An 18,740-nucleotide genomic window follows, 5' to 3' on the forward strand; every position below is an offset into this window, starting at 1 on the left:
AAGCCGACGCTCGGCTACTCGCCCCAATAGGTGCCGAAGCTCCAGAGATTGCCCTCCGGATCGCGGACGGTGAAGCCGCGCGATCCGTAGTCCTCATCGCGCAGTCCGCGCACTACCTCCGCGCCTGCGGCGACGACGCGGTCGTGCAGGGCATCGGGGTCCTCGCAGACGAGATAGATCGAGTCGGTGCCCGGCCCCCGCTCACAGAACGGATTATCGCCCTTGCCGATGGAACTGAACATAATGCCGCCGCCGAGCGGCCAGCGCAGCTGACCGTGCTCGATGAACGACGGATCGTCATCCCTGGCGTAGAGCGCGGTCTCTTCGAAGCCGAATGCGCCGGTCAGAAAGCCGACCGCGGCGCGGGCGTCGGTGAAATTGAGGCACGGCCAGACGGCGGTGCGGGTCGCTGTGGTCGGTGCGGAATTCGTTGGTGTCGTCATGGATCCAGCCTCACTCGCCGGACCCCTCCGGGTCTTGGACGGATGGAATCTCCTCGGCCAGCCATACGGTGGGGCTGCAACCGGCCAGTTCCGTGAAATCGCGATTCAGATGGGCTTGGTCGTAGTATCCGCAGGTGGCGGCCACCTGGGCGATTGTCACGTAGGACGGTGTGTGTCCGATCATCCGCCTGGCTCGTTCGAATCGGGCGATCCGGGCGGCGAGCTTCGGGCTGAGGCCGAACTCCGCGCCGAAGCGGCGGGCCAGATGCTGGCGGCTCCAGCCGATATCCTCGGCCAGCGAACCGATCTGCGCCGCACCGTCGGTTTCGACCAAAGTCCGCCAGGCCCAAGTCAATTCGGGTGTCACCAAGCGATCGTGGCAGGCCAGTGCGGTCAGGATCCGGTCGCAGGCGGCGAAGCGATCCGGCCAGGTGCTCAGCTCCTGCAGTTGCTCCCACAGCTGACGCCCAACGGGCCCCGTCACCTCGGCACATTCCACCGAGGTGTTCCACAGCGCACTCGCGGGCATCCCGAACAGGGCCCGGCTCCCGAGCGGCGTCAGCTCGATGCCGATCCCCTCCTGGTACCCGTTGTGTGCGATGACCGCCGAACTGGCCTGCAACCCGCTCAGCACACACCGGTAGTCCGCTGGCGACTGCCGCGAGTCGGTCTGTGCGACAACGTCGATGCTCGGCCCGATGGACACGATGAACGTCATATGCCGCGACGGCAGCCCCCGATGCAGTCCGGGCGCGAATCCGCACAGTCGATACCCGACGTAGCCATCGATGAACGCCGCGAGCGCCGGTGCCGGACGTGCCGTCACCACTTCGGTGGTCGGCTCCACATCCGGAACGGTACGCCGCCCGGCCGCTATCGCAAGGCGAGTCGGATGCGGCGGTTGTCACCGTTGTGACGACCGCCGCCACCGGACGGTGAGATATCGCACTCGGGTCGGTGACGTGCTGTGAGATGGCGTCGTGGCCGGTTACCGTTACCGCTTCTAACGTTCTTGGAGGTGTGATGCGGCGGGTGCAATACCAGCGCAGCGGTGGTCCGGAAGTTCTCGAGGTCGTATCGGCCGAGGTGCCGACGCCCGGCCCGGGTGAACTGCTGGTCCGGGTCGATGCGGTTGGTGTGACCCTGCCGGTGGTCCGCAAGGTGCGCGAACCGCGGGAGCCGATCGCGCTCGGTGGCGAGATCGCGGGTGAGGTGGTTGCGGTCGGGGATGGCGTCACCAGCTGCATGCCCGGCTACCGGGTGACCGGTATGGTCTTCGGCCACGGCTACGCCGACTACGCCCTGCTCTCCGCGGCGATGGCCTCGCCGATTCCGGACGGCGCCTCGGCCGTCGATGCCGTCGCACTTGTCCGCAGCGGTCTGGTCGCGCTCGGCGCACTCGACGCCGCGAACCCGAAGCCGGGCGAATCGGCCCTGATCACCGCCGCGGCCAGCGGTGTCGGCCACCTCGCCCTGCAGTTGGCGCGCGTGCGCGGCGCCGCGCGGGTGGTCGCCGCGGTCTCCGATATCGCCAAGGCCGACTTCCTGCGCGACCTCGGCGCCGACGAAGTGGTCGCCTACGACGACGAATCCTGGGGCGACCCAGTCGATTACGTCCTCGACGCGGTCGGCGGCGACCTCCTCACTCCGGCCATCGCCGCCGTTGTCCCCGGCGGCCGTCTCGTCGCCTACAGCTCCGGTGGCGGCACCATTCAGGCCTACGACCTGCTCGTCGGCGCCAAATCGGTCATCGGCTTCCAAATGGCCCGCATCGCCCGAAACTCACCGGACCTGTACGAACACTGGCGCCAAGAACTGTGGCAATACTTCGCCTCCGGCCAACTCCGCCCCGCTGTCCACGCGGAGTTCCCCTTGGAAGCAGTTGCCGAGGCACACGCCGTCATCGAGAACCGCGCCAACCTCGGCAAGGTCATCCTGATCCCCTGACGCCGATGCCGCTCGCCGGGCAGGGGCCGCGCAAGCGACCCCACCGGCCAGCGGGTTATCCGCGCCGACCCGGCGGTTGGCGGCCGACGGCCTGCGGGCAGAACGAATGGGCGCGCCGCGTAGACTCTGTTCCTCGTGAGTGAGCGTGCGAGCGAACCATCCAACACAGCGTCTGAGACGTACGCGATTGCCGAGCGAAGCGAGGCAGTCGCGTGAGTCTCACCCTCGGAATCGTCGGCCTGCCCAACGTCGGAAAGTCGACGCTGTTCAATGCGCTGACCAAGAACGACGTGCTGGCGGCGAACTACCCGTTCGCGACCATCGAGCCGAACGTCGGGGTGGTGCCGCTGCCCGACCCGCGCCTGGACAAGCTGGCCGAGATCTTCGGCTCCCAGCGCATCCTGCCCGCGGTGGTGTCGTTCGTCGATATCGCGGGCATCGTCAAGGGCGCATCCGAGGGCGCCGGACTCGGCAATAAATTCCTCGCCAATATCCGCGAAGCCGATGCCATCTGCCAGGTGGTTCGGGTCTTCGCCGACGATGACGTGGTGCACGTCGACGGGCGGGTCGACCCGCTCGCCGATATCGAGGTAATCGAGACCGAGCTGATCATCGCCGATATGCAGACCCTGGAGAAGGCCATCCCGCGCCTCGAGAAGGAAGCCAAGGTCAAGAAGGACCGCAAGCCGCTGCTCGACGCGGCCAAGGCCGCCCAGGAAGTCCTCGACAGCGGCAAGACCCTCTTTTCCGCGCGCGCCCAGCTGGACGGTGAACTGCTGAAAGAACTTTCGCTGCTCACCACCAAGCCGTTCCTCTACGTCTTCAATGCCGACGAATCGGTGCTCACCGACGACGCGAAGGTCGCCGAGCTGAAAGCCGCTGTCGCACCCGCGGATTCGGTCTTCCTCGACGCCAAGGTCGAAGCCGAACTCCTGGAACTCGATGACGAATCCGCCCTGGAACTCCTCGAATCCATCGGCCAATCCGAACCCGGCCTGCACGCCCTGGCCCGCACCGGCTTCCATACCCTCGGCCTGCAGACCTACCTCACCGCCGGTCCAAAAGAGGCCCGCGCCTGGACGATCCACCAGGGCGACACCGCCCCCAAGGCCGCCGGCGTAATCCACACCGACTTCGAACGCGGCTTCATCAAGGCCGAAGTAGTGGCCTACGACGACCTGATAACCGCAGGTTCGATGGCAGCCGCCAAAGCCGCCGGCAAGGTCCGCATGGAAGGCAAGGACTACGTCATGGCCGACGGCGACGTAGTCGAATTCCGCTTCAACGTATAGCGCGTCCGAGGCGGTGGCCTACGGCTCGGCCGACGAGTTGCTCGGCGGTCCGGGCGGGGCTCCGGAGTCCGGCACCCCTGCGTAGTCGGGCAGCTCGACGCCGTTGATCGCGCGCTCGATCAGTTCGGTGAACCCTTCGCTCTCGAAATCGATGCTCGGCTCGGCATCCGGCCCGGAGACGTCGCGGCTGCGCACGTGCAATCTGCCGATCTCCTGGTTGGCCTCGACGAACGAGCGCATCCGCTGCTCGTAGCAGGCGAACCCGGCCTCCGGGTCCCACCCGGCGGCGGCCAGCTCTCCGGCCAGCAGGTAGGCGCCGACCAGGGCCAGCCCGGTGCCCGCCCCGGACATCGGCGACGCGCTGAACGCCGCGTCCCCGAGCAGCACCACCCGTCCGCTCGACCAGCGGTCCATCACCACCTGGGCGACCTGGTCGAGGTAGAAGTCCGGGGTGTCGTCCAGGTGCGCGAGGATGTCCGGGGTCAACCAGCCCAGGCCGGCCATCCGCTCGCGCAGCAAGCGCTTCTGCGCCTCGACGTCGCGGTAGTCGACGTCGAAGTCGGCCGAGGGGAAGGAGAACATGGCCATCGCCCGGGTGGCGTCCTGAATGGGCCGCAGACCGGCGGAGCGCCCGGATTCCTGGAAGTCGATCAGCCAGCGATCCAGCCCGAACTCGTTCGGCACGCTGTAGAAGGCCAGCACCAGCCCGAGGTGGCGGACGAACCGCTCGCGCGGTCCGAAGACCATCGCTCGCAGCGCCGAGTGCAGCCCGTCTGCCCCGACCACCAGGTCGAAGCGCCGCCGATCGCCACCCGCCAAGACCACGTCGACCCCGTCCGCGTCCTGGGTGAGTTCGGCGATCCGGTCGCCGAAGATGTACTCGACACCGTCGCAGGTGTCGTCGTACAGCACCTGGGACAGGTCCCCGCGCAGGATCTCGATCTCCGCGATGTACCCGTCGCCGCCGTGGTCGTCCGCGCGATAGGTCTCCAGCACGTTCCCGTCCACGTCCACGGTGTGCGCGCCGGCGGTCTCGGTGCAGGCCGCGCGCACCGCCGCGTCCAGCCCCATTCGCCGGATGACCTCCTTGGCCACCCCGCGCGCGTCCACCGCCTGCCCACCGGGACGCAGCTCGGGAGCCCGCTCCACCACGGTCACCTCGGCACCGCGCCGACGCAGCCAATGGGCCAGCGCGGGCCCCGCGATGCTCGCCCCCGCCACCAATACTCTGGTACCGCTCACTTCGCCTCCTGCTCACCCGTCCGGATCACTGTCCGGATCGTTTGCTCCTGCTCAGGGTTGCCGACGCTCATCATGACGTCCCGGATTCCGTTGTCCGCGTCAGCGCTTTGCCGTCGAGCGGGACGTAAAAGCCCATAGTCAACTTCCGCACCCCAATGCCTGCCTGTGTTTCTTCCCGCGCTGGGACGGTCCCGGCGCAGGCCCACCGCCGTCGGTGTATCCAGAGGTATCGACGACGGATCCACCCGAAATTCATCGGTGCGGCCGAGATCGCCTCCACGCTCCTGCGAACACCCCGAACTCGGCATTATGGGACGTTCGGCATCAGGCGCGGCCTCGGACATTTTGACGTGTCGCGTCACAGTCCAACCTATGGCAGGTTGGCGCTGCTCGTCCCGGGCACAGCGAACTGCGGGGCGTGATCGGTTGTGCAGCAGTGGTTTTGCAGCTCGGACGAGTTGTTTGCCGACCGCCGTTCGCGCGGATGGTGATTCGTACCTCACGGAAATGGCCGAGTGGTGTGGCCTCTGGACTGCGCCTTCGATCGGTGGTTACGATCACTCGGGTAGATCATTTAGGGGGGATCATGGCCGAAGTCATGGGTCGGGCCGGTGTTGTCGGAGGCGGTATCGGAGGTCTCGCGACCGCAATCGCACTGCGCGCCGCCGGATGGGACGTCACCGTCTACGAGCAGTCGCCGCAGTTCACCGAGGTCGGCGCGGGAATCACCCTCGCCGCCAACGCCTTGACCGCCTTGGACGCACTCGGTGTCGGGGATGCTGTACGGTCCGCGGCCATCGAAGACCGCCGCGGTTTCGCTCGCAATCAACGCGGACGAGTGTTGATCGACGCCTACATCAGCGATTTCGTCGGCGGCCTGGTGACCGTGCACCGTGCCGATCTGATCGCGATTCTGGCCGCCGCCGTGCCCGCGCAGTGTGTCCGCTCGGGCACCCGGGTCGTTGCTGTCCACGCCGACGCCAGGATCGAAACAGACACCGACACAACCCGATACGACCTCGTCATCGGTGCCGACGGCGTCAACAGCGTGGTCCGGCAGCAGTTGTGGCCTCATGGAAGCGCGGTGCGTCGGACGGGGATAACCGCGTGGCGGTGGGTCCTCGACGTGCCCGCGCCCGACCCGGTGGGAGTGATCTTGGGCCGCAGCGCCGAGAGCGGCGTGGTGCCGATGGCCGGCGACCGAACTTACGTCTTCGCCGCGGCCCGACCAGGAATCACCAGCCTGGACTACTTCACGGACTGGCCAGACCCGCTTCCGGAACTCATTGCCGCCACCGACCCCTCCCGCATCGTCATCGACGAGCTGCTCGAAATCCGAGTGCCCCGACGACTGTGGAACGACCGTGTCGTCCTCGTCGGCGATGCCGCTCACGCCATGCGGCCGACCCTCGGCCAGGGCGCCGGCATGGCACTCGAGGACGCCGTAACGCTGGCCGCCTGCGCCCCGGACCTGGCCCGATACTCCGCCGCCCGCCGTCGCAGGGTCGCGACGATGAGCTTTCTGTCCCGGCACGGAATGCGCATGACCTCACCGGGATCGGCTACCCTCGCCGCTCTCCGCGACGCCGCGATCCTGGCCACGCCCAATGCCCTCAATGTCGGCATGTTCCGCTACACCAACAATCGGGCTTTCCGCAGCTGGCGACCACCTGCTACACACCCCTCCGAACACGTGTAGCTCAGATCGCCTGTCCAGCAACATGACCGGGCAGTCATGCTTGTCCGTGCCGGGCGCGAGCATGTGCACATCCCATAATCGGCACGATCGCGCGTGACGTCCGGCGGCCGATGCGGTCGTGCTTCCACACTGGTTTCCGTCTGGTCAGGTGGTCGTTCGTAAGGCATCGAGCATGAGGTCGAGTAGCCGTTTCGTTTGTTCGGAGGAATCGCCCGCCGTGGTGAGCAGAATTCCGAGGAGCATCACCGTGATGTCCTCCGGTTCGATATCGCCACGCAGTGAGCCGGTTTCGGCTCCACGGGCCAGCATTGTGGCAATGGCCGTGAGTACGAGATCCCCTCGCTGCACCTGAAGCAGGGACTGGAGCCCGCGGGCCGCATGGGTTTCGGGCTGCATGTGCGCGGCTGACCGCCGGTGTCACACCGCGACGCTACGGCGACTTTGCCAGGCCGCGGACGTGTGGCCATGCCTTGGCCAGTGTGAGTAGCTGGCGCAGCTCCGCGTCGAGGTCCCGTGCCCCCGGTTGGATTTGATGCCGGAGCGTGAACCGGCTCGCGCTCGGGGGGTGCCCGGCAGCTTTGTTGGCAATGGCCTCGGCGATGCGGCGGGCATAGATGCGTGGGTCACTGCTGGTGGCGGTCAGATCGTCGGGGCTGTCGCTGTAGCGCTTGAGATGCAGCAGGCTGTCGCGGATCTCGACCGTCATGCGGTGCAGACGGACGGCCGGGTCTGCTCGGCCGTTGTGGTCGCGCCGCATCTCCAGGACGATTTCGGGTGCGGCTGCGGTGACATCGGCCCACATCGGCTGCAGGCGGCGGCAGTATCGGCCGGTGCGGTCCCATCCGATATGGGTGAGCAGGGTGCTGATCAGCGGCACCGTGACCACGGCGGGAGCGCCGACGGCCGAGAGAAGGAAGCCGCTCCATGCTTCCCAGTGCATCTCGGGATCGAATGACGGTCGGCCTGTCATGAGGCTGATGACGGTCCCGAGCGGGTATACGACCGCGATTGCCCCCAGGCCCACTATGGTGCCCAGGACCGCTGTGTACAGTGCACGTTCCTGCCAGGTGGTAGCGCCTACGGCGCGCATTTCGCGCACACTTACCCGGCCGAGGAGCAGGGCTGTAGCGCCGAGCGGCAGGGAAAATGCGAAGCAGACCACGACAGCCGGCCAGCCGAGGGCTTGGTCGATCAACTGGTCGGCGCGGCGGGCGGGCGTCCCTGCGATCAGGATGACGGCGGTGGCGGTGATCGTGACGAGGTAATAGCGCCGCTGCCTGCGCCACGTCTGGGCGGGATCGGCGCCTGCCCACAACTTGGCAAAGCCGTAGATATTCGAGATGCCCAACAGGGTTGCGCCCAGCGAGAGCTGGCGGGCGATGTTCACCACATCGCTGTCGTCGCCGGGCAGCAGCCAGGCCAGTGACTGTTCGAACCATGCGTCCCGTAACAGGTTTTCGCAGAGAGCGGCGGCGAGCGCGCGGTTGATGAGTCGGTCGACGAAGCTGTCCCGCAACAGCCACCACCGACCGGCGAGCACCAACGTGAGACCGGTCAGGACGGGCCAGGTGATCAGAGCAGGGATCGGGGAGGTCATCTCATCGATGCCGGTTCCGGAAGAACGTCGAGCGGAACCGGCTCGCCGACCGCTTCGGCAGCATCGCTTCGACCAGCAGCAGGTCGGCGAAGGTTTCGGCGGCGCGCTCGCGCGCACTGCCGTAGTCCTGGCGGCGCAGTACGCTGCGGATGGTTTCCAGCGACAGCGAGGGCATCAATTCGCGCAACGGCAGATCAGCCGCGGCACCACCGGGACCGCTCGCGGTCCCGCCGTGGCCGAGCAGCATGTGACCGATCTCATGGGCGATGATGTGATCGGCATGCCATTCGGAGTCGGCCCCGTACATGATCACGTCATCGCCTTCCCGGGCAATCCACAGGCCACTTCCGGTGCCGCATCCGTTCCCCGAGAGTGCGCCGACGTCGATCGGGCACAACGTGATCGGCCGTCCCCGGTACTCTGCCACCCGCGCGATGTATTCCGTTATGTCCCATGGGTAGGGGATCGGTACCAGGCGACTCAGCTCCTCGAATCGCGCGGCGAGATCCTCCATTACGCCTTCCCCTCGTTGATCACGTGACCTATGCCGATATTGCGGGTGAGCGTAGTCGCCTACAGTGCGTTGTCGCGGATGTGGCCTGTCGCGCAAGCTTTCTCGCATCCGCCTCCGGCGCATGGGCGGCAACGTCATCGGCGTCTGGCGGCCCGCGATGACACAGCAATCCGGGTCGACGATGTGGTCCGCGAAAGCACTGAGCCCCACCCTCGGTTCTGGGTGGGGCTCAGTCGTTCGGGGCAGCTGGCCGTTCTGAGGTGGCATGCGGCAGTTCTGGATGTTCGCCACCCGCGGCAGTAGGTTGCGCTGGTTCTGTGAGTATTTCGGTGGACCGGACGGGTGGTCAGTTGGTGCCGAGTGGCTGGCGGTGTAGGACGAGTTTGGTGGTGTGGGCGCGGTAGGCGTCGGGGGCGTCGTCCCAGTCCGCGAGCAGGGTGGTGACGTTTTCGGCGGGGAAGTTGGTGTGGGCGACGAAGTCGAGTAGATCCGGAAGTATCGGACGTACGTGGGACACACCGATTTTCAATGTCGCGTCGTTCGCGTACATGTGCATCAGTGGCACCTTGGTGCCGGGTGGGAGGTAGTAGCCGACCGGTGTGCAGATACCGCCCGGTTGTAGTGCGCGCAGTCCGGCGTCGACACCGGTGGCGGTGGAGGTGCCTTCGACGACGATGTCGTAGCGGCGGGACGGCAGGTCCGCGCGGCGGAGTTTTCCCTTCTTGACCGGATGTGCTCGGGCACCGAGCTTTTCGGCGATCGCGAGGCGTTCGGTCCGGTGATCGACGTAGTCCACGACCTCGGCGCCGTGTGCGACCGCCAGGCCGGCGGCGTAGAGCCCGATGCTCTGGGCCGCACCGGCGAGAACGAGTACGGATCCGCCGGGACGTTCGGCCAGCGGGCCGACGATGCAGCGCCAGGCATCGGCGAGATTGTCGCTGGCGGCGGCCACCCGCAGCGGGTCGAGTCCGGCGGGCAGGCGCACGAGCATGTGGTCGGCGTAGGGGATGCGCAGCCGGTCGGCGACCATGCCACCCCATGGGCCGCTGGCGGGTCCGAATCCGAATGCGGCCAGCGTGCCGGTCCGGGTGGTCGCGCATTTGGCGGTGAGCCCGCGCTCGCATTCACGGCACTCGCCGCAGGACACCGCCCACGGCACGACCACGAAATCGCCGCGGGCCAGGCCGGTGACCTCGGCGCCGATCTCGATGACCTCCGCGATGCATTCGTGCCCGATGCCGAACGGTCCTTGGAACGGAACATCCCCGCAGATGCTCGCGACCACCGGGTCGATCAGCCCGGTCCGGATACCGAGCTGCATGGCGCGGGAAACGTGCCGGTGGATGGGGAGGGTGTCCCCGTCGCAGCGCCCCGCGACGAACGGGCGGACGATCGCATCCCGCGGTCCCCGCAGCACCGGGTCGGGCCGTTCGCGCCATTCGAGGTGGCGGGCGCGGACGAGTTGCAGTTCCCGCATCAGGCGCGTGCCCCGGCCGCCAGCGCCTTCAGTTCGGCGAAGCGGACGATATTGCCCGCGGCGCCCCAGGTGCCCTCGGGCTGTTCGTGGATGAGCACCCAGACCCGCAGTCCGTCCGCATCGGTGAGCCCCGCGGCGGCGAGCACATCGGCGGTGACCTGCTGGATCAGGCCCGCCTTGCGCCGTTCGGACAGCGCTCCATCGGGCACGGTGGCATCCACCCGGAAGCGCGGCAGATCGTCCTCGGCGGTGCCGAACGCGCCCTCGGGAACCTCGTCGATCCGGCACCAGGCCTGCGCGCGGAAGAACGCGGTGTCCGGTGCGCCTTCCCAAGTGAGCAAGGTGGTCGCGAGGGTCTTCTGCAATGCGCTGCGGGCATCGGCGGACAGCACGCCTGCGGGCAGGGTGAGCTGGATCATCGGCATGGGAACACCTCCGTTATAACGACTGTTATAGGTCGGGGACGGTACGCTATGACAGTCGTTATGGTCAAGGAGGTGCTCGATGGCGCAGTCGGACGCGCGTGATCGGATGGTGGCCGGTGCGGCCGATATGCTGCGGCGGCGCGGGCTGAACGCGACCAGTGTGCGGGAGCTGGCCAAGCACTCCGGCGCCCCACTCGGCTCGACCTACCACTACTTCCCCGGCGGAAAGTCCGAGCTGGCCGCCGAGGCGGTCCGCTTCGCCGACGGCTTGGCCGCGCGCAAGCTGGTCAAGGAGCTGCCCGCCGGCCCGGTTGCCGGGCTACGCGCGTTCGTGGCGATGTGGCGAAAGGTAGTGGTGGACAGCGACTTTCGGGCCGGTTGCCCGGTGCTGGCGGTCTCCGTGGAGGACCAGCCCGACGACGACGATGAACCCCGGCGCGCAGCCGCCGCCGCCTTCGACCATTGGACCGCGCTACTCGCCGAATCCCTACGCACCCACGGCGCAACAGAATCCGCCGCCGACCGGACCGCAACCCTCATCGTCGCCGCCATCGAAGGCACCGTCGCGATGTGCCGAGCCCAGCGCAGCACCCACCCCCTCGACCAAACCGCAGACGCCCTCGAAAATGTAGTCCGCGCGGTCACCGACCGAACCGAAAACTAGTCCGGTAACAGTAGGGACCTGATCGTAATCGTCCAGCGGAACGCCCCAGCGCCCGAAACGCCGCACAAACCAGGGGACCAGCCCCTTGGACAAGCGATCGCCATGCGCTCATGCAGGTAAACGTCGAGAGCGCATCTGCACCAGCACATTCTCGCCGGGGAATTGGCTTTGTGGGTGTTCGGGTGTGGGCAATTGGGGGGCTCGGGAGTATGATCTTGCAGGTCGGGGTGGGTTCTCGGTTGATGGGGCCTATGGGTGATTCTGGGGGTGTTAATAGAAGCAATCAGTGTGCGTAATTTGGTTTGGAGGATTTGTCATGCTCCGTTTTTCGCATTTTCTTGCTATCGCTGCTTCTGGATTTGGGGTGGTGTTGGGGGCTGGGGGTGTGCTGGCCGCGGCGGATGATCCTGGTACGCCGTGTGGGGACAATATGGTTATGAATACCAATCAGGAGTGTGTTGCTGTTGGTAGCTTCTGCACGATGACGGATGGGATGGTTATCGGGACTATTGGGGTCGATGGGCGGTGTGTTCTTCCTGGTATGAATACCTGACGTTGTCCGGCTCCGCTGTGGCACCCAATTTTGGTTGGGTGCCTGGGATTTCGTGTAACCAGGGTGAAAGTTGGTGGAGTTGAGCAGGTTCCGGATTTGGGTGGGGGTTACCGGCCTCGGGGGTACATCGTTACTACGGAGCCGTCGGTGTTGGCGGCTAGGTAGGCGCCGCCGTAGTCGTCGGTGAGGTAGACCATGACCGTCGGCTGGTCGTTGTTGAAGGTCCAGGATGGGTCGACGATGACGTAGCGCAGGGTGGGGGTGGGGATGCCGAGGCTTTCCTCGGCGGTGCGGAGCAGGGGCGGGAGGATGTCCCAGTTGATCGAGTTCAGTTTGACCGTGGCGTGGCCGGAGAGCGGGCCGCCTGCTCCCTTTCGAGTAGCGGTTCCGTCACGGTAGACGAAGAGGTCGAAGAGGGTGGGTTTGTCCTTGACCGGTGCGCCGACGTTGGCATAGGTCGGGTAGAAGGTCGCCTCGTTGAATTCCTCACTGCCGGAAGCCTTTTCGAGTGCGGCGATGGCCTGGCGGATACCGCTCGGGGTGAGGAGGTCGACGGAGTTTCCGGTCACGGGTGCCGACGTCGGGCCTGCGGATCGGGTCGTGGGCGGAAGGCTACCGGTGGTTGGCGGTGTACTCGAAATGGCTTGGCTTGTGGTCGCATCGGGTCGCAGCGCCACGATCGCAATGGTGGCGACTACGGCAGCGACTGCAACGGCGGCGGCGACCCCGATCGCCACCCCGCGCGAGAATGGTTTGCGCGCAGGATGCTTCGTGGCCACATGGGGCGTGGAAGCCGAGTTGCGCAGGCCGCCGTGCGCATGGGGCGTGCCGACCGGGCCGTGCGAGCTGATTGCACCACGCGTGTTGAACGCCCCAGGGGTATCGAACGCGCCCGGTCTAGCTGCGCCCAGAGAGTGGACCGCGCCGGGTGTGTTGAACGCACCCGCTGAACTGGCTGAGCCCGAAAAGTTGACTGCGCCGGGTGGGTTGAATGCACTCGGTGCGTGGGCTGCGCCGGGTGAATTGAATGCAGCCGGTGGACTGGCTGCGCCTGAAAAGTTGACTGGGCCAGGTGTGTTGAACGCACCTGATACATCGGCTGCGCCGGGTGTGTCGAACACGGTCGGTGAACTGGCTGCGCCCGAGAAGTTGACTGCCCCAGGTGTGTTGAACGCACCTGGCACATCGGCTGCGGCAGGTGTGTCGAAGACAGTCGGTGAACTGGCTGCTCCCGGAGCATTGCCCGCACCGGGTGTATTGAAGTCGCCCGATGCGCTGACAGGGCTGGGAGTGTTGATCATAGGCGGCGAATCGCCCGGCCCGGAAGTATGGAATGAACCAGGTAGATCAGCTGCCCCAGCCCTATTCAACGCGCCAGCAGCGCCGGGAGTATCGAACGCGGCCGCGCCCGGAGCATTGCCCGCACCGGGAGTGTGGAAATCGCCCGGTGCGGGTGTATCGAAGGCTCCCGGCGCACCGAATGCCCCTCCCGAACCAACCGCCTGCGCAAGCATCCGGTCGACCTGCTCCGCGGTCGGCCGACGACTCGGATCGGGCACGAGCACCGCCGTGAGCACGGCGGTCAAAGCCTCGGCACGCTGCGGCGGCGGCACCTCGCCTCTGATGACGGCAGCCAGCGTGGCGACGGTCGACTCGCGCCGCATCGGGTGGAATCCCTCCACCGCGACATACAGCAACAGACCCAGCGACCACAGGTCCGAGGCCGGATGTCCCTCCTGACCGCTGAGTCGTTCCGGCGCAACATAGTCCAGCGAGCCGACCACACTGCCGGTGGAGGTCAATGCGGTCATGCCATTGATCGCGGCGATGCCGAAATCGGTCAATACCGGTGAACCGTCTTCGCGCAGTAGCACATTCGCGGGTTTGATATCGCGGTGCAGCACACCCACCTGGTGTGCGGCGCGCAGGGCGGCGAGTATGCCGCGGCCGAGGTGCGCCACTCGGGTGGGCGGCAGCGGTCCATTGGCCAGATGGTCGGCGAGACTCTGTCCGCGAACCAGTTCCATGACGATCCACGGATGTGCCACCGCGGCCGAATCCACGATGTGGTGAATGGCAACGACGTTCGGATGGCCGATTCGGGCCAGCGCCCTGGCCTCCCGCAGCACCCGCTCACGGTGCACGCCGGGCGAGCGGCTCGAATCGTCGGCCTCTGCCCGTACCTCTTTCAGCGCGACCTCACGATGCAGCGCGAGGTCGTACGCGCGCCACACCGTGCCCATCCCGCCACTGCCGAGCGGCTCGAGCAACTCGAAACGCCCGTCGACCACTGTCCGCCCGGAAATCACTGCGCAAGCCTATGTGCATTGCCGCACCCACGCGACATGCCTGTTTCACATGGGGCGCAGCATTATCGATCGGCGGGGACCAGGCGGTCCGGCCCGGTATGCGTGCTGTCGGCCTGCCCGGCTTCGGGAGTGCGGGTATTGAGCCAAGCGCCGATGAACATCAGCGCCGCACCGAGGCCCTGAACAGCGGAGATGGATTCCCCGAGCAGCATCCACGCACAGCTGAGCCCGAACGCGGGGACGAGGAATATCGCCGCGGACGCGGTGGCCGCACCGACCTGACGCACCGCCTGGTAATAGAGGACATAGGCGAGAGCGGTGGGCAGCATCCCGAGATATGCCTGGTTGAGCCAGAATTCGAAATCCAATTCGGACCACGCGACGTCGGAGAGATCCGGCGCGGCAGCGAACCCGAGCGCGAGCGTGCCCGCAGCGGTGGCATACACCGTGACAGTCGGGGCCGAGAGCCTGGACAACAACGGCGCCCCGAAAATCGTATAGCTCGCCCAGCAGGCCGCCGCGGCGAGAAAGACGAGATCGCCGAGCAGCCGATGGGATCCGCTCGCCGGAATCCCGAGGAAGAACACACCCGCGCCAGCGATGGCGACGGTCAGCCCGACCATCCGGATAAGCGGCAGCCGGGTACGCCCGAACAATGCCGTCACGGCAACCGTGAAAATCGGCGCGGCCATCGGCACGATCACGCTCCCATCGGCCGCGGGCGCCAGCGAAAGCCCGAGGAAGAAGAGGAAGTTGTAGCCGAACACACCGATGAGCCCGAGCCCGGCGGCGCGCGCGGCGTCGGCGACGGGCAGCCGCGGTGCGCGCAGCACGATGAGCAGCACGATCGTGCCGATCAGGAATCGCAGGAATCCCGCGACCGCGTGCGGTACCTCGTGCACCGCGAGCTTCGAGGAGGCGAACGCACTGCCCCACAACGCCATGACCAGGACCAAAAGCAATCGGATACGCACGGATCAATACTCGGCGGGGGCCGCGAGCGAGTCTTGAACGCTGGTGCGGCGACAATGGATCGGTGACCGAGCACGAATGGGTCCAGTACCGGCGGATGACCGATCGGCCCGTCGAGGTCATGCACGCGCATTTCGAACGCCACGTCTACGACCCGCACAGTCACGAAACGTATTCCTTCGGCCTGACCGAATTCGGCGCGCAGACCTTCCACTGCCGCGGCGCGACGCGCACCAGCACGGCGGGCATGGTGATGGCCTTCAATCCGGACGAGCCACACGACGGCCACAGCACGACCGAACTCGGATTCACCTACTGGATCGCCCATATCGGATCCGAGTTGATCACCGATCTGCTCACCGACCGGGCGGGCCGTGCGACCGGTCTGCCGCTGTTCGCCGATCCGGTCCTGCCTGATCCGCTGCTGTCGCTCGCGCTCGGCAGGCTGTGCGCGAGTCTGATCGGGCCAGCCACCGAACTCGCCGCCGACGAGGCACTCGCCGCATCGGTCGCCGCATTGGTGCAGCGTGGCACCACCACGCCAACGAAAGCATCGGTTGTGCAATCCGGTTCGGCAGCCGATATCGCGCGGCGGGTCCGTGCCGTACTCCACGATCGCTATCTCGATCCCATTTCCATGGATGATCTGGCCGAGGCGACCGAATGCAGCAGATTCGCTATGTACCGCGCCTTCCGCGCCAATTATGGTCTGGCGCCGAGCGAATACCAACGACTGCTCCGACTACGTGCCGCCCGTCGGTTGATCGCCGCCGGCCAACCGATCAGCGAGGCGGCGGTAGCCGCCGGATTCGCCGATCAAGCGCATCTGACCCGCTGGTTCCGGCGCTGTTATGGCATCACACCGGGCGTCTACCTCGCGGCCGGATGAATTCAGTAGCCGACGGGTTCGAGCGTCGCGTTGACGAACGTCACGAAATCCGGCCCCTCGGTGAAGCTGTCGGAGTTCTCCTCGCCGACGTAGACGTCCAGATGGCGCGGCCCGCCGAGACCCGGCGTGAATTCGTCGCCGATCGTCCAGGTGGCGGCGCTGAATCTGCTACACGCGCTTTCGGATTCGAAATCGACGGTCCCACAACCGGTGAGCCGCAGTCGAGTTCCGGGCTCGAGTTCGTCCGCCGCCGCACTCTCGAACGGGTGCAGCGCCTCGCCGCTGGTATCGCGCGGTTCGGTATCGAGCCAGAAGCCGACATCGTAGGACCAGTTCAGATATGCGCCGGCATGGTCGCCGCTGGTGATCCGGCCCGCGCCCTCTTCGCGCACCACATCGACGAAAGCCTCTGGTAGCGGGCCGATTTCGATATTGGCGTCGGTGCATTCGAGATCGCTGCAGCCGCGCACGGTTTCGGTCGGTCCGGAGTGATAGGACTCGACCGCCGTGTAATAGACCGTCACCGTCCAGCCGTCCCATTCGTCGGTCTCGGTGCTGAGTCCGCAGCCGGAGGCGAGCGGGGACGCCAAGAGCAGCGCTATCGCGGTCATCCCGAACCCGAACCTCACCGCAGCGATATTGCCCGACCGTGCGGGCCGCGCGCTACCTGGCATGTGGCGGGCGTGGCCACGGGTTGTCTTCGATGTGCTCGATCGACTCGTTGAACCGGGAGACCAGCAGGCTCAGTTGCACGATATCGGCGGTATTCCAGTCGGCGACGACGGCGCCGATGCCGTCGTGGCTCTGCTCCCGATCGGCGGCGACCAATTCCAGGCCCTTGGCGCTGGCTCGGATCTTGCGGGCGATACCGCCCTCCGGATCGGGCACCCGCTCGACCAGACCCTGCTTCAACATGGCGCCGACCTGGCGGTTGATGGTGGAGATATCGAGTTGGAAGGCCTCCGACAGCTCACGCAGGCTGAGCGGGGAATCGATCTCCAGTCTGGTCAGGATCAGATAGGCCGACCGATCGAGCTGGAATCCCGGCCGCCGCAGCAGTGAGGCGGGGAAGTGCCGGGACAGCAGGGTCAACTCGAAGACGAGGCGGGTGAGCGCATCGTTATCCGTGGGACCTGGTTCGGGCATGGCCCACACTATGTCGCCTGAATCACGTCGATAGCAAATTGTGCACGATACATATGCTGTGTACCTTACACATTTATGACTGTTGCAGCCGACGCGTCTCCGACCGTCACCGCGGACGACGCCCGGCGTCGTCCCGCATCCGGCCTGCTCATCGCGACCCTCGGCATGGTGGGTGTGGTCGTATCGCTGATGCAGACGCTGGTCATTCCGATCATTCCCACGCTGCCGACGCTGCTGAGCACCTCGGCGTCGAATGCGTCCTGGGTGATCACCGCCACCCTGCTCGCCGGTGCGGTCGCGACCCCGATCAGCGGCCGCCTCGGCGATATGTTCGGCAAGCGCCGAGTGCTGTTCGCCAATCTGGTGTCGCTGGTCGCCGGTTCGGTGGTCTGCGCGCTGTTCTCCTCGCTGGTTCCCGAGATCATCGGGCGCTCGCTGCAGGGTGCGGCCGTCGGTGCGATCCCGCTCGGCATCAGCATCATGCGCGACGAACTGCCCGCCGAGAAGGTGGGTTCGGCGATGGCGATCATGAGTGCGACGCTCGGCGTCGGCGGTGCGCTCGGCCTGCCGCTGGCGGCGGCGATCGCGCAGAACGCGGACTGGCACATGCTGTTCTGGACCGCGGCCGGACTCGGTGTCGTCTGTGCCGCACTGGTTTTCGTCTTCGTGCCGGAGTCGCCGGTGCGGACCCCCGCGCGGTTCGATTTCGGTGGTGCGGTCGGACTGTCGATCGCCTTGCTGGCCTTGCTGATTCCGATCACCAAGGGTGCGGACTGGGGCTGGGGCAGTGCGAGCACTCTCGGCCTGTTCGCGCTGTCGGTGGTGGTGTTCCTGATCTGGGGCTTCTTCGAACTGAAGCAGCGCTCGCCGCTGGTCGACCTGCGGGTCTCGGCGCGGCCGCGGGTACTGTTCACCAACGCCGCCTCCATCGCGGTCGGATTCGCGCTCTACGGCATGTCGCTGACCTTCCCGCAGCTGATGATGGCGCCGGAGCAGACCGGATACGGTTTCGGCCTGTCCATGGTCAATGCCGGATTGGCCCTGGCCCCAACCGGATTCGTGATGATTCTGCTGTCGCCGGTCTCCGCGCGACTGTCCGCGGCGCGCGGCCCGAAGGTCACGCTGGCGCTGGGCTCGGCGGTGATCGCGGTCGGCTACCTGTGCGCCGTGGTGCTGATGAACAGCGTCTGGGAGCTCATGGTGGCGGCGATGATCGTCGCGGGTGGTGTCGGCCTGGCCTACGCCGCGATGCCCGCGCTGATCATGGGCGCGGTCCCGGTTACCGAGACCGCGGCGGCCAATGGCCTCAATTCGCTGATGCGCTCGATCGGCACCTCCACCTCCTCGGCCGTGATGAGTGTGGTGCTGGCGCATATGACGATGCAGCTCGGTCCGCACGTGCTCCCGTCGCGCGACGGCTTCCACACCACCTTCCTCATCGCCACGGCGGCTGCCCTGGTCGCCATCGTGCTCACGCTGGTCATTCCGATGCGCAAGGCCGCCGATGCCGCCGATAAGGCGGGGCACGCCTGATCTTCGGGCGAGTGCGCCCGAACGGCCCTCGGGACCGA

The 18,740-nt window shown here is 66.6% G+C and carries 18 protein-coding genes; 6 read left to right on the forward strand and 12 right to left on the reverse strand.

Features of this window, described 5'->3' with window-relative positions:
• Positions 1-14 precede the first annotated feature (14 nt).
• Positions 15-443, reverse strand: a complete 429-nt coding sequence (locus ACQP2D_RS07020; protein WP_433682894.1) for a VOC family protein — start codon at positions 441-443, stop codon at positions 15-17.
• Between the two features lie 10 nt (positions 444-453).
• Entirely contained in the window at positions 454-1,290 is an 837-nt protein-coding gene (locus ACQP2D_RS07025) for a helix-turn-helix domain-containing protein (RefSeq protein ID WP_433682895.1), read from the reverse strand.
• Positions 1,291-1,466: 176 nt separating this feature from the next.
• Between ACQP2D_RS07025 and ACQP2D_RS07030 the strand changes: the two genes are divergently transcribed.
• Entirely contained in the window at positions 1,467-2,390 is a 924-nt protein-coding gene (locus ACQP2D_RS07030) for a quinone oxidoreductase family protein (protein WP_433682896.1), read from the forward strand.
• Positions 2,391-2,602: 212 nt separating this feature from the next.
• Positions 2,603-3,682: a redox-regulated ATPase YchF gene (gene ychF, locus ACQP2D_RS07035; RefSeq protein WP_433682897.1), complete on the forward strand. Its 1,080-nt coding sequence runs from the start codon at positions 2,603-2,605 to the stop codon at positions 3,680-3,682.
• A gap of 18 nt (positions 3,683-3,700) precedes the next feature.
• Here ychF and ACQP2D_RS07040 read toward each other — a convergent pair whose 3' ends face one another.
• Entirely contained in the window at positions 3,701-4,924 is a 1,224-nt protein-coding gene (locus tag ACQP2D_RS07040) for an FAD-dependent monooxygenase (protein WP_433682898.1), read from the reverse strand.
• A 586-nt stretch (positions 4,925-5,510) separates the two neighbouring features.
• On the opposite strand from ACQP2D_RS07040, the gene ACQP2D_RS07045 reads away from it, so the two are divergent.
• On the forward strand, positions 5,511-6,623 hold the full coding sequence (locus tag ACQP2D_RS07045; protein WP_433682899.1) for an FAD-dependent monooxygenase: 1,113 nt from the start codon (positions 5,511-5,513) through the stop codon (positions 6,621-6,623).
• 144 nt (positions 6,624-6,767) lie between these two features.
• Here ACQP2D_RS07045 and ACQP2D_RS07050 read toward each other — a convergent pair whose 3' ends face one another.
• From ACQP2D_RS07050 to ACQP2D_RS07070, 5 genes are all read right to left on the reverse strand, one after another.
• On the reverse strand, positions 6,768-7,019 hold the full coding sequence (locus tag ACQP2D_RS07050) for a hypothetical protein (RefSeq protein ID WP_433682900.1): 252 nt from the start codon (positions 7,017-7,019) through the stop codon (positions 6,768-6,770).
• 34 nt (positions 7,020-7,053) lie between these two features.
• A complete protein-coding gene (locus ACQP2D_RS07055) occupies positions 7,054-8,220 on the reverse strand; it encodes an MAB_1171c family putative transporter (RefSeq protein WP_433682901.1) in 1,167 nt (388 codons plus the stop codon).
• Position 8,221: 1 nt separating this feature from the next.
• Positions 8,222-8,734 (reverse strand): hypothetical protein, encoded by a 513-nt coding sequence (locus ACQP2D_RS07060; RefSeq protein ID WP_433682902.1) that lies wholly within the window; start codon positions 8,732-8,734, stop codon positions 8,222-8,224.
• Positions 8,735-9,080: 346 nt separating this feature from the next.
• Positions 9,081-10,211 carry a zinc-dependent alcohol dehydrogenase gene (locus ACQP2D_RS07065; protein ID WP_433682903.1) on the reverse strand — a complete coding sequence of 377 codons (1,131 nt, stop codon included), beginning with the start codon at positions 10,209-10,211 and terminating at the stop codon, positions 9,081-9,083.
• Complete coding sequence (locus tag ACQP2D_RS07070) at positions 10,211-10,636, reverse strand: tautomerase family protein (RefSeq protein ID WP_433682904.1); 426 nt, start codon at positions 10,634-10,636, stop codon at positions 10,211-10,213. Before ACQP2D_RS07070 ends, ACQP2D_RS07065 begins: the two co-directional genes overlap by 1 nt.
• A 79-nt stretch (positions 10,637-10,715) precedes the next feature.
• Between ACQP2D_RS07070 and ACQP2D_RS07075 the strand changes: the two genes are divergently transcribed.
• A complete protein-coding gene (locus ACQP2D_RS07075; protein WP_433682905.1) occupies positions 10,716-11,300 on the forward strand; it encodes a TetR/AcrR family transcriptional regulator in 585 nt (194 codons plus the stop codon).
• A gap of 660 nt (positions 11,301-11,960) precedes the next feature.
• Here the strand turns inward: ACQP2D_RS07075 and ACQP2D_RS07080 are convergent.
• Positions 11,961-14,162: a protein kinase domain-containing protein gene (locus tag ACQP2D_RS07080; RefSeq protein WP_433682906.1), complete on the reverse strand. Its 2,202-nt coding sequence runs from the start codon at positions 14,160-14,162 to the stop codon at positions 11,961-11,963.
• Between the two features lie 62 nt (positions 14,163-14,224).
• Positions 14,225-15,136, reverse strand: a complete 912-nt coding sequence (locus ACQP2D_RS07085) for a DMT family transporter (RefSeq protein WP_433682907.1) — start codon at positions 15,134-15,136, stop codon at positions 14,225-14,227.
• A gap of 62 nt (positions 15,137-15,198) precedes the next feature.
• Between ACQP2D_RS07085 and ACQP2D_RS07090 the strand changes: the two genes are divergently transcribed.
• A complete protein-coding gene (locus ACQP2D_RS07090; RefSeq protein ID WP_433682908.1) occupies positions 15,199-16,023 on the forward strand; it encodes an AraC family transcriptional regulator in 825 nt (274 codons plus the stop codon).
• Positions 16,024-16,025: 2 nt separating this feature from the next.
• Here the strand turns inward: ACQP2D_RS07090 and ACQP2D_RS07095 are convergent, their stop codons facing one another.
• Complete coding sequence (locus tag ACQP2D_RS07095; RefSeq protein ID WP_433682909.1) at positions 16,026-16,634, reverse strand: hypothetical protein; 609 nt, start codon at positions 16,632-16,634, stop codon at positions 16,026-16,028.
• Positions 16,635-16,686: 52 nt separating this feature from the next.
• Positions 16,687-17,169 carry a MarR family winged helix-turn-helix transcriptional regulator gene (locus tag ACQP2D_RS07100; RefSeq protein ID WP_433682910.1) on the reverse strand — a complete coding sequence of 161 codons (483 nt, stop codon included), beginning with the start codon at positions 17,167-17,169 and terminating at the stop codon, positions 16,687-16,689.
• 75 nt (positions 17,170-17,244) lie between these two features.
• Here ACQP2D_RS07100 and ACQP2D_RS07105 point away from each other — a divergent pair, with 75 nt between their 5' ends.
• Positions 17,245-18,702 carry an MFS transporter gene (locus ACQP2D_RS07105; protein WP_433682911.1) on the forward strand — a complete coding sequence of 486 codons (1,458 nt, stop codon included), beginning with the start codon at positions 17,245-17,247 and terminating at the stop codon, positions 18,700-18,702.
• Positions 18,703-18,740 lie beyond the last annotated feature (38 nt).

It is taken from the genome of Nocardia sp. CA-119907, assembly GCF_050955995.1.
Lineage (GTDB): Bacteria > Actinomycetota > Actinomycetes > Mycobacteriales > Mycobacteriaceae > Nocardia.

Excerpts from the sequence above, each read along its gene's own strand:
- ACQP2D_RS07020 (WP_433682894.1), bottom strand. The coding sequence starts at position 443 with ATGACGACACCAACGAATTCCGCACCGACCACAGCGACCCGCACCGCC.
- ACQP2D_RS07030 (WP_433682896.1), top strand. The coding sequence starts at position 1,467 with ATGCGGCGGGTGCAATACCAGCGCAGCGGTGGTCCGGAAGTTCTCGAG.
- ACQP2D_RS07045 (WP_433682899.1), top strand. The coding sequence starts at position 5,511 with ATGGCCGAAGTCATGGGTCGGGCCGGTGTTGTCGGAGGCGGTATCGGA.
- ACQP2D_RS07050 (WP_433682900.1), bottom strand. The coding sequence starts at position 7,019 with ATGCAGCCCGAAACCCATGCGGCCCGCGGGCTCCAGTCCCTGCTTCAG.
- ACQP2D_RS07055 (WP_433682901.1), bottom strand. The coding sequence starts at position 8,220 with ATGACCTCCCCGATCCCTGCTCTGATCACCTGGCCCGTCCTGACCGGT.
- ACQP2D_RS07060 (WP_433682902.1), bottom strand. The coding sequence starts at position 8,734 with ATGGAGGATCTCGCCGCGCGATTCGAGGAGCTGAGTCGCCTGGTACCG.
- ACQP2D_RS07065 (WP_433682903.1), bottom strand. The coding sequence starts at position 10,211 with ATGCGGGAACTGCAACTCGTCCGCGCCCGCCACCTCGAATGGCGCGAA.
- ACQP2D_RS07070 (WP_433682904.1), bottom strand. The coding sequence starts at position 10,636 with ATGCCGATGATCCAGCTCACCCTGCCCGCAGGCGTGCTGTCCGCCGAT.
- ACQP2D_RS07075 (WP_433682905.1), top strand. The coding sequence starts at position 10,716 with ATGGCGCAGTCGGACGCGCGTGATCGGATGGTGGCCGGTGCGGCCGAT.
- ACQP2D_RS07095 (WP_433682909.1), bottom strand. The coding sequence starts at position 16,634 with ATGACCGCGATAGCGCTGCTCTTGGCGTCCCCGCTCGCCTCCGGCTGC.
- ACQP2D_RS07100 (WP_433682910.1), bottom strand. The coding sequence starts at position 17,169 with ATGCCCGAACCAGGTCCCACGGATAACGATGCGCTCACCCGCCTCGTC.
- ACQP2D_RS07105 (WP_433682911.1), top strand. The coding sequence starts at position 17,245 with ATGACTGTTGCAGCCGACGCGTCTCCGACCGTCACCGCGGACGACGCC.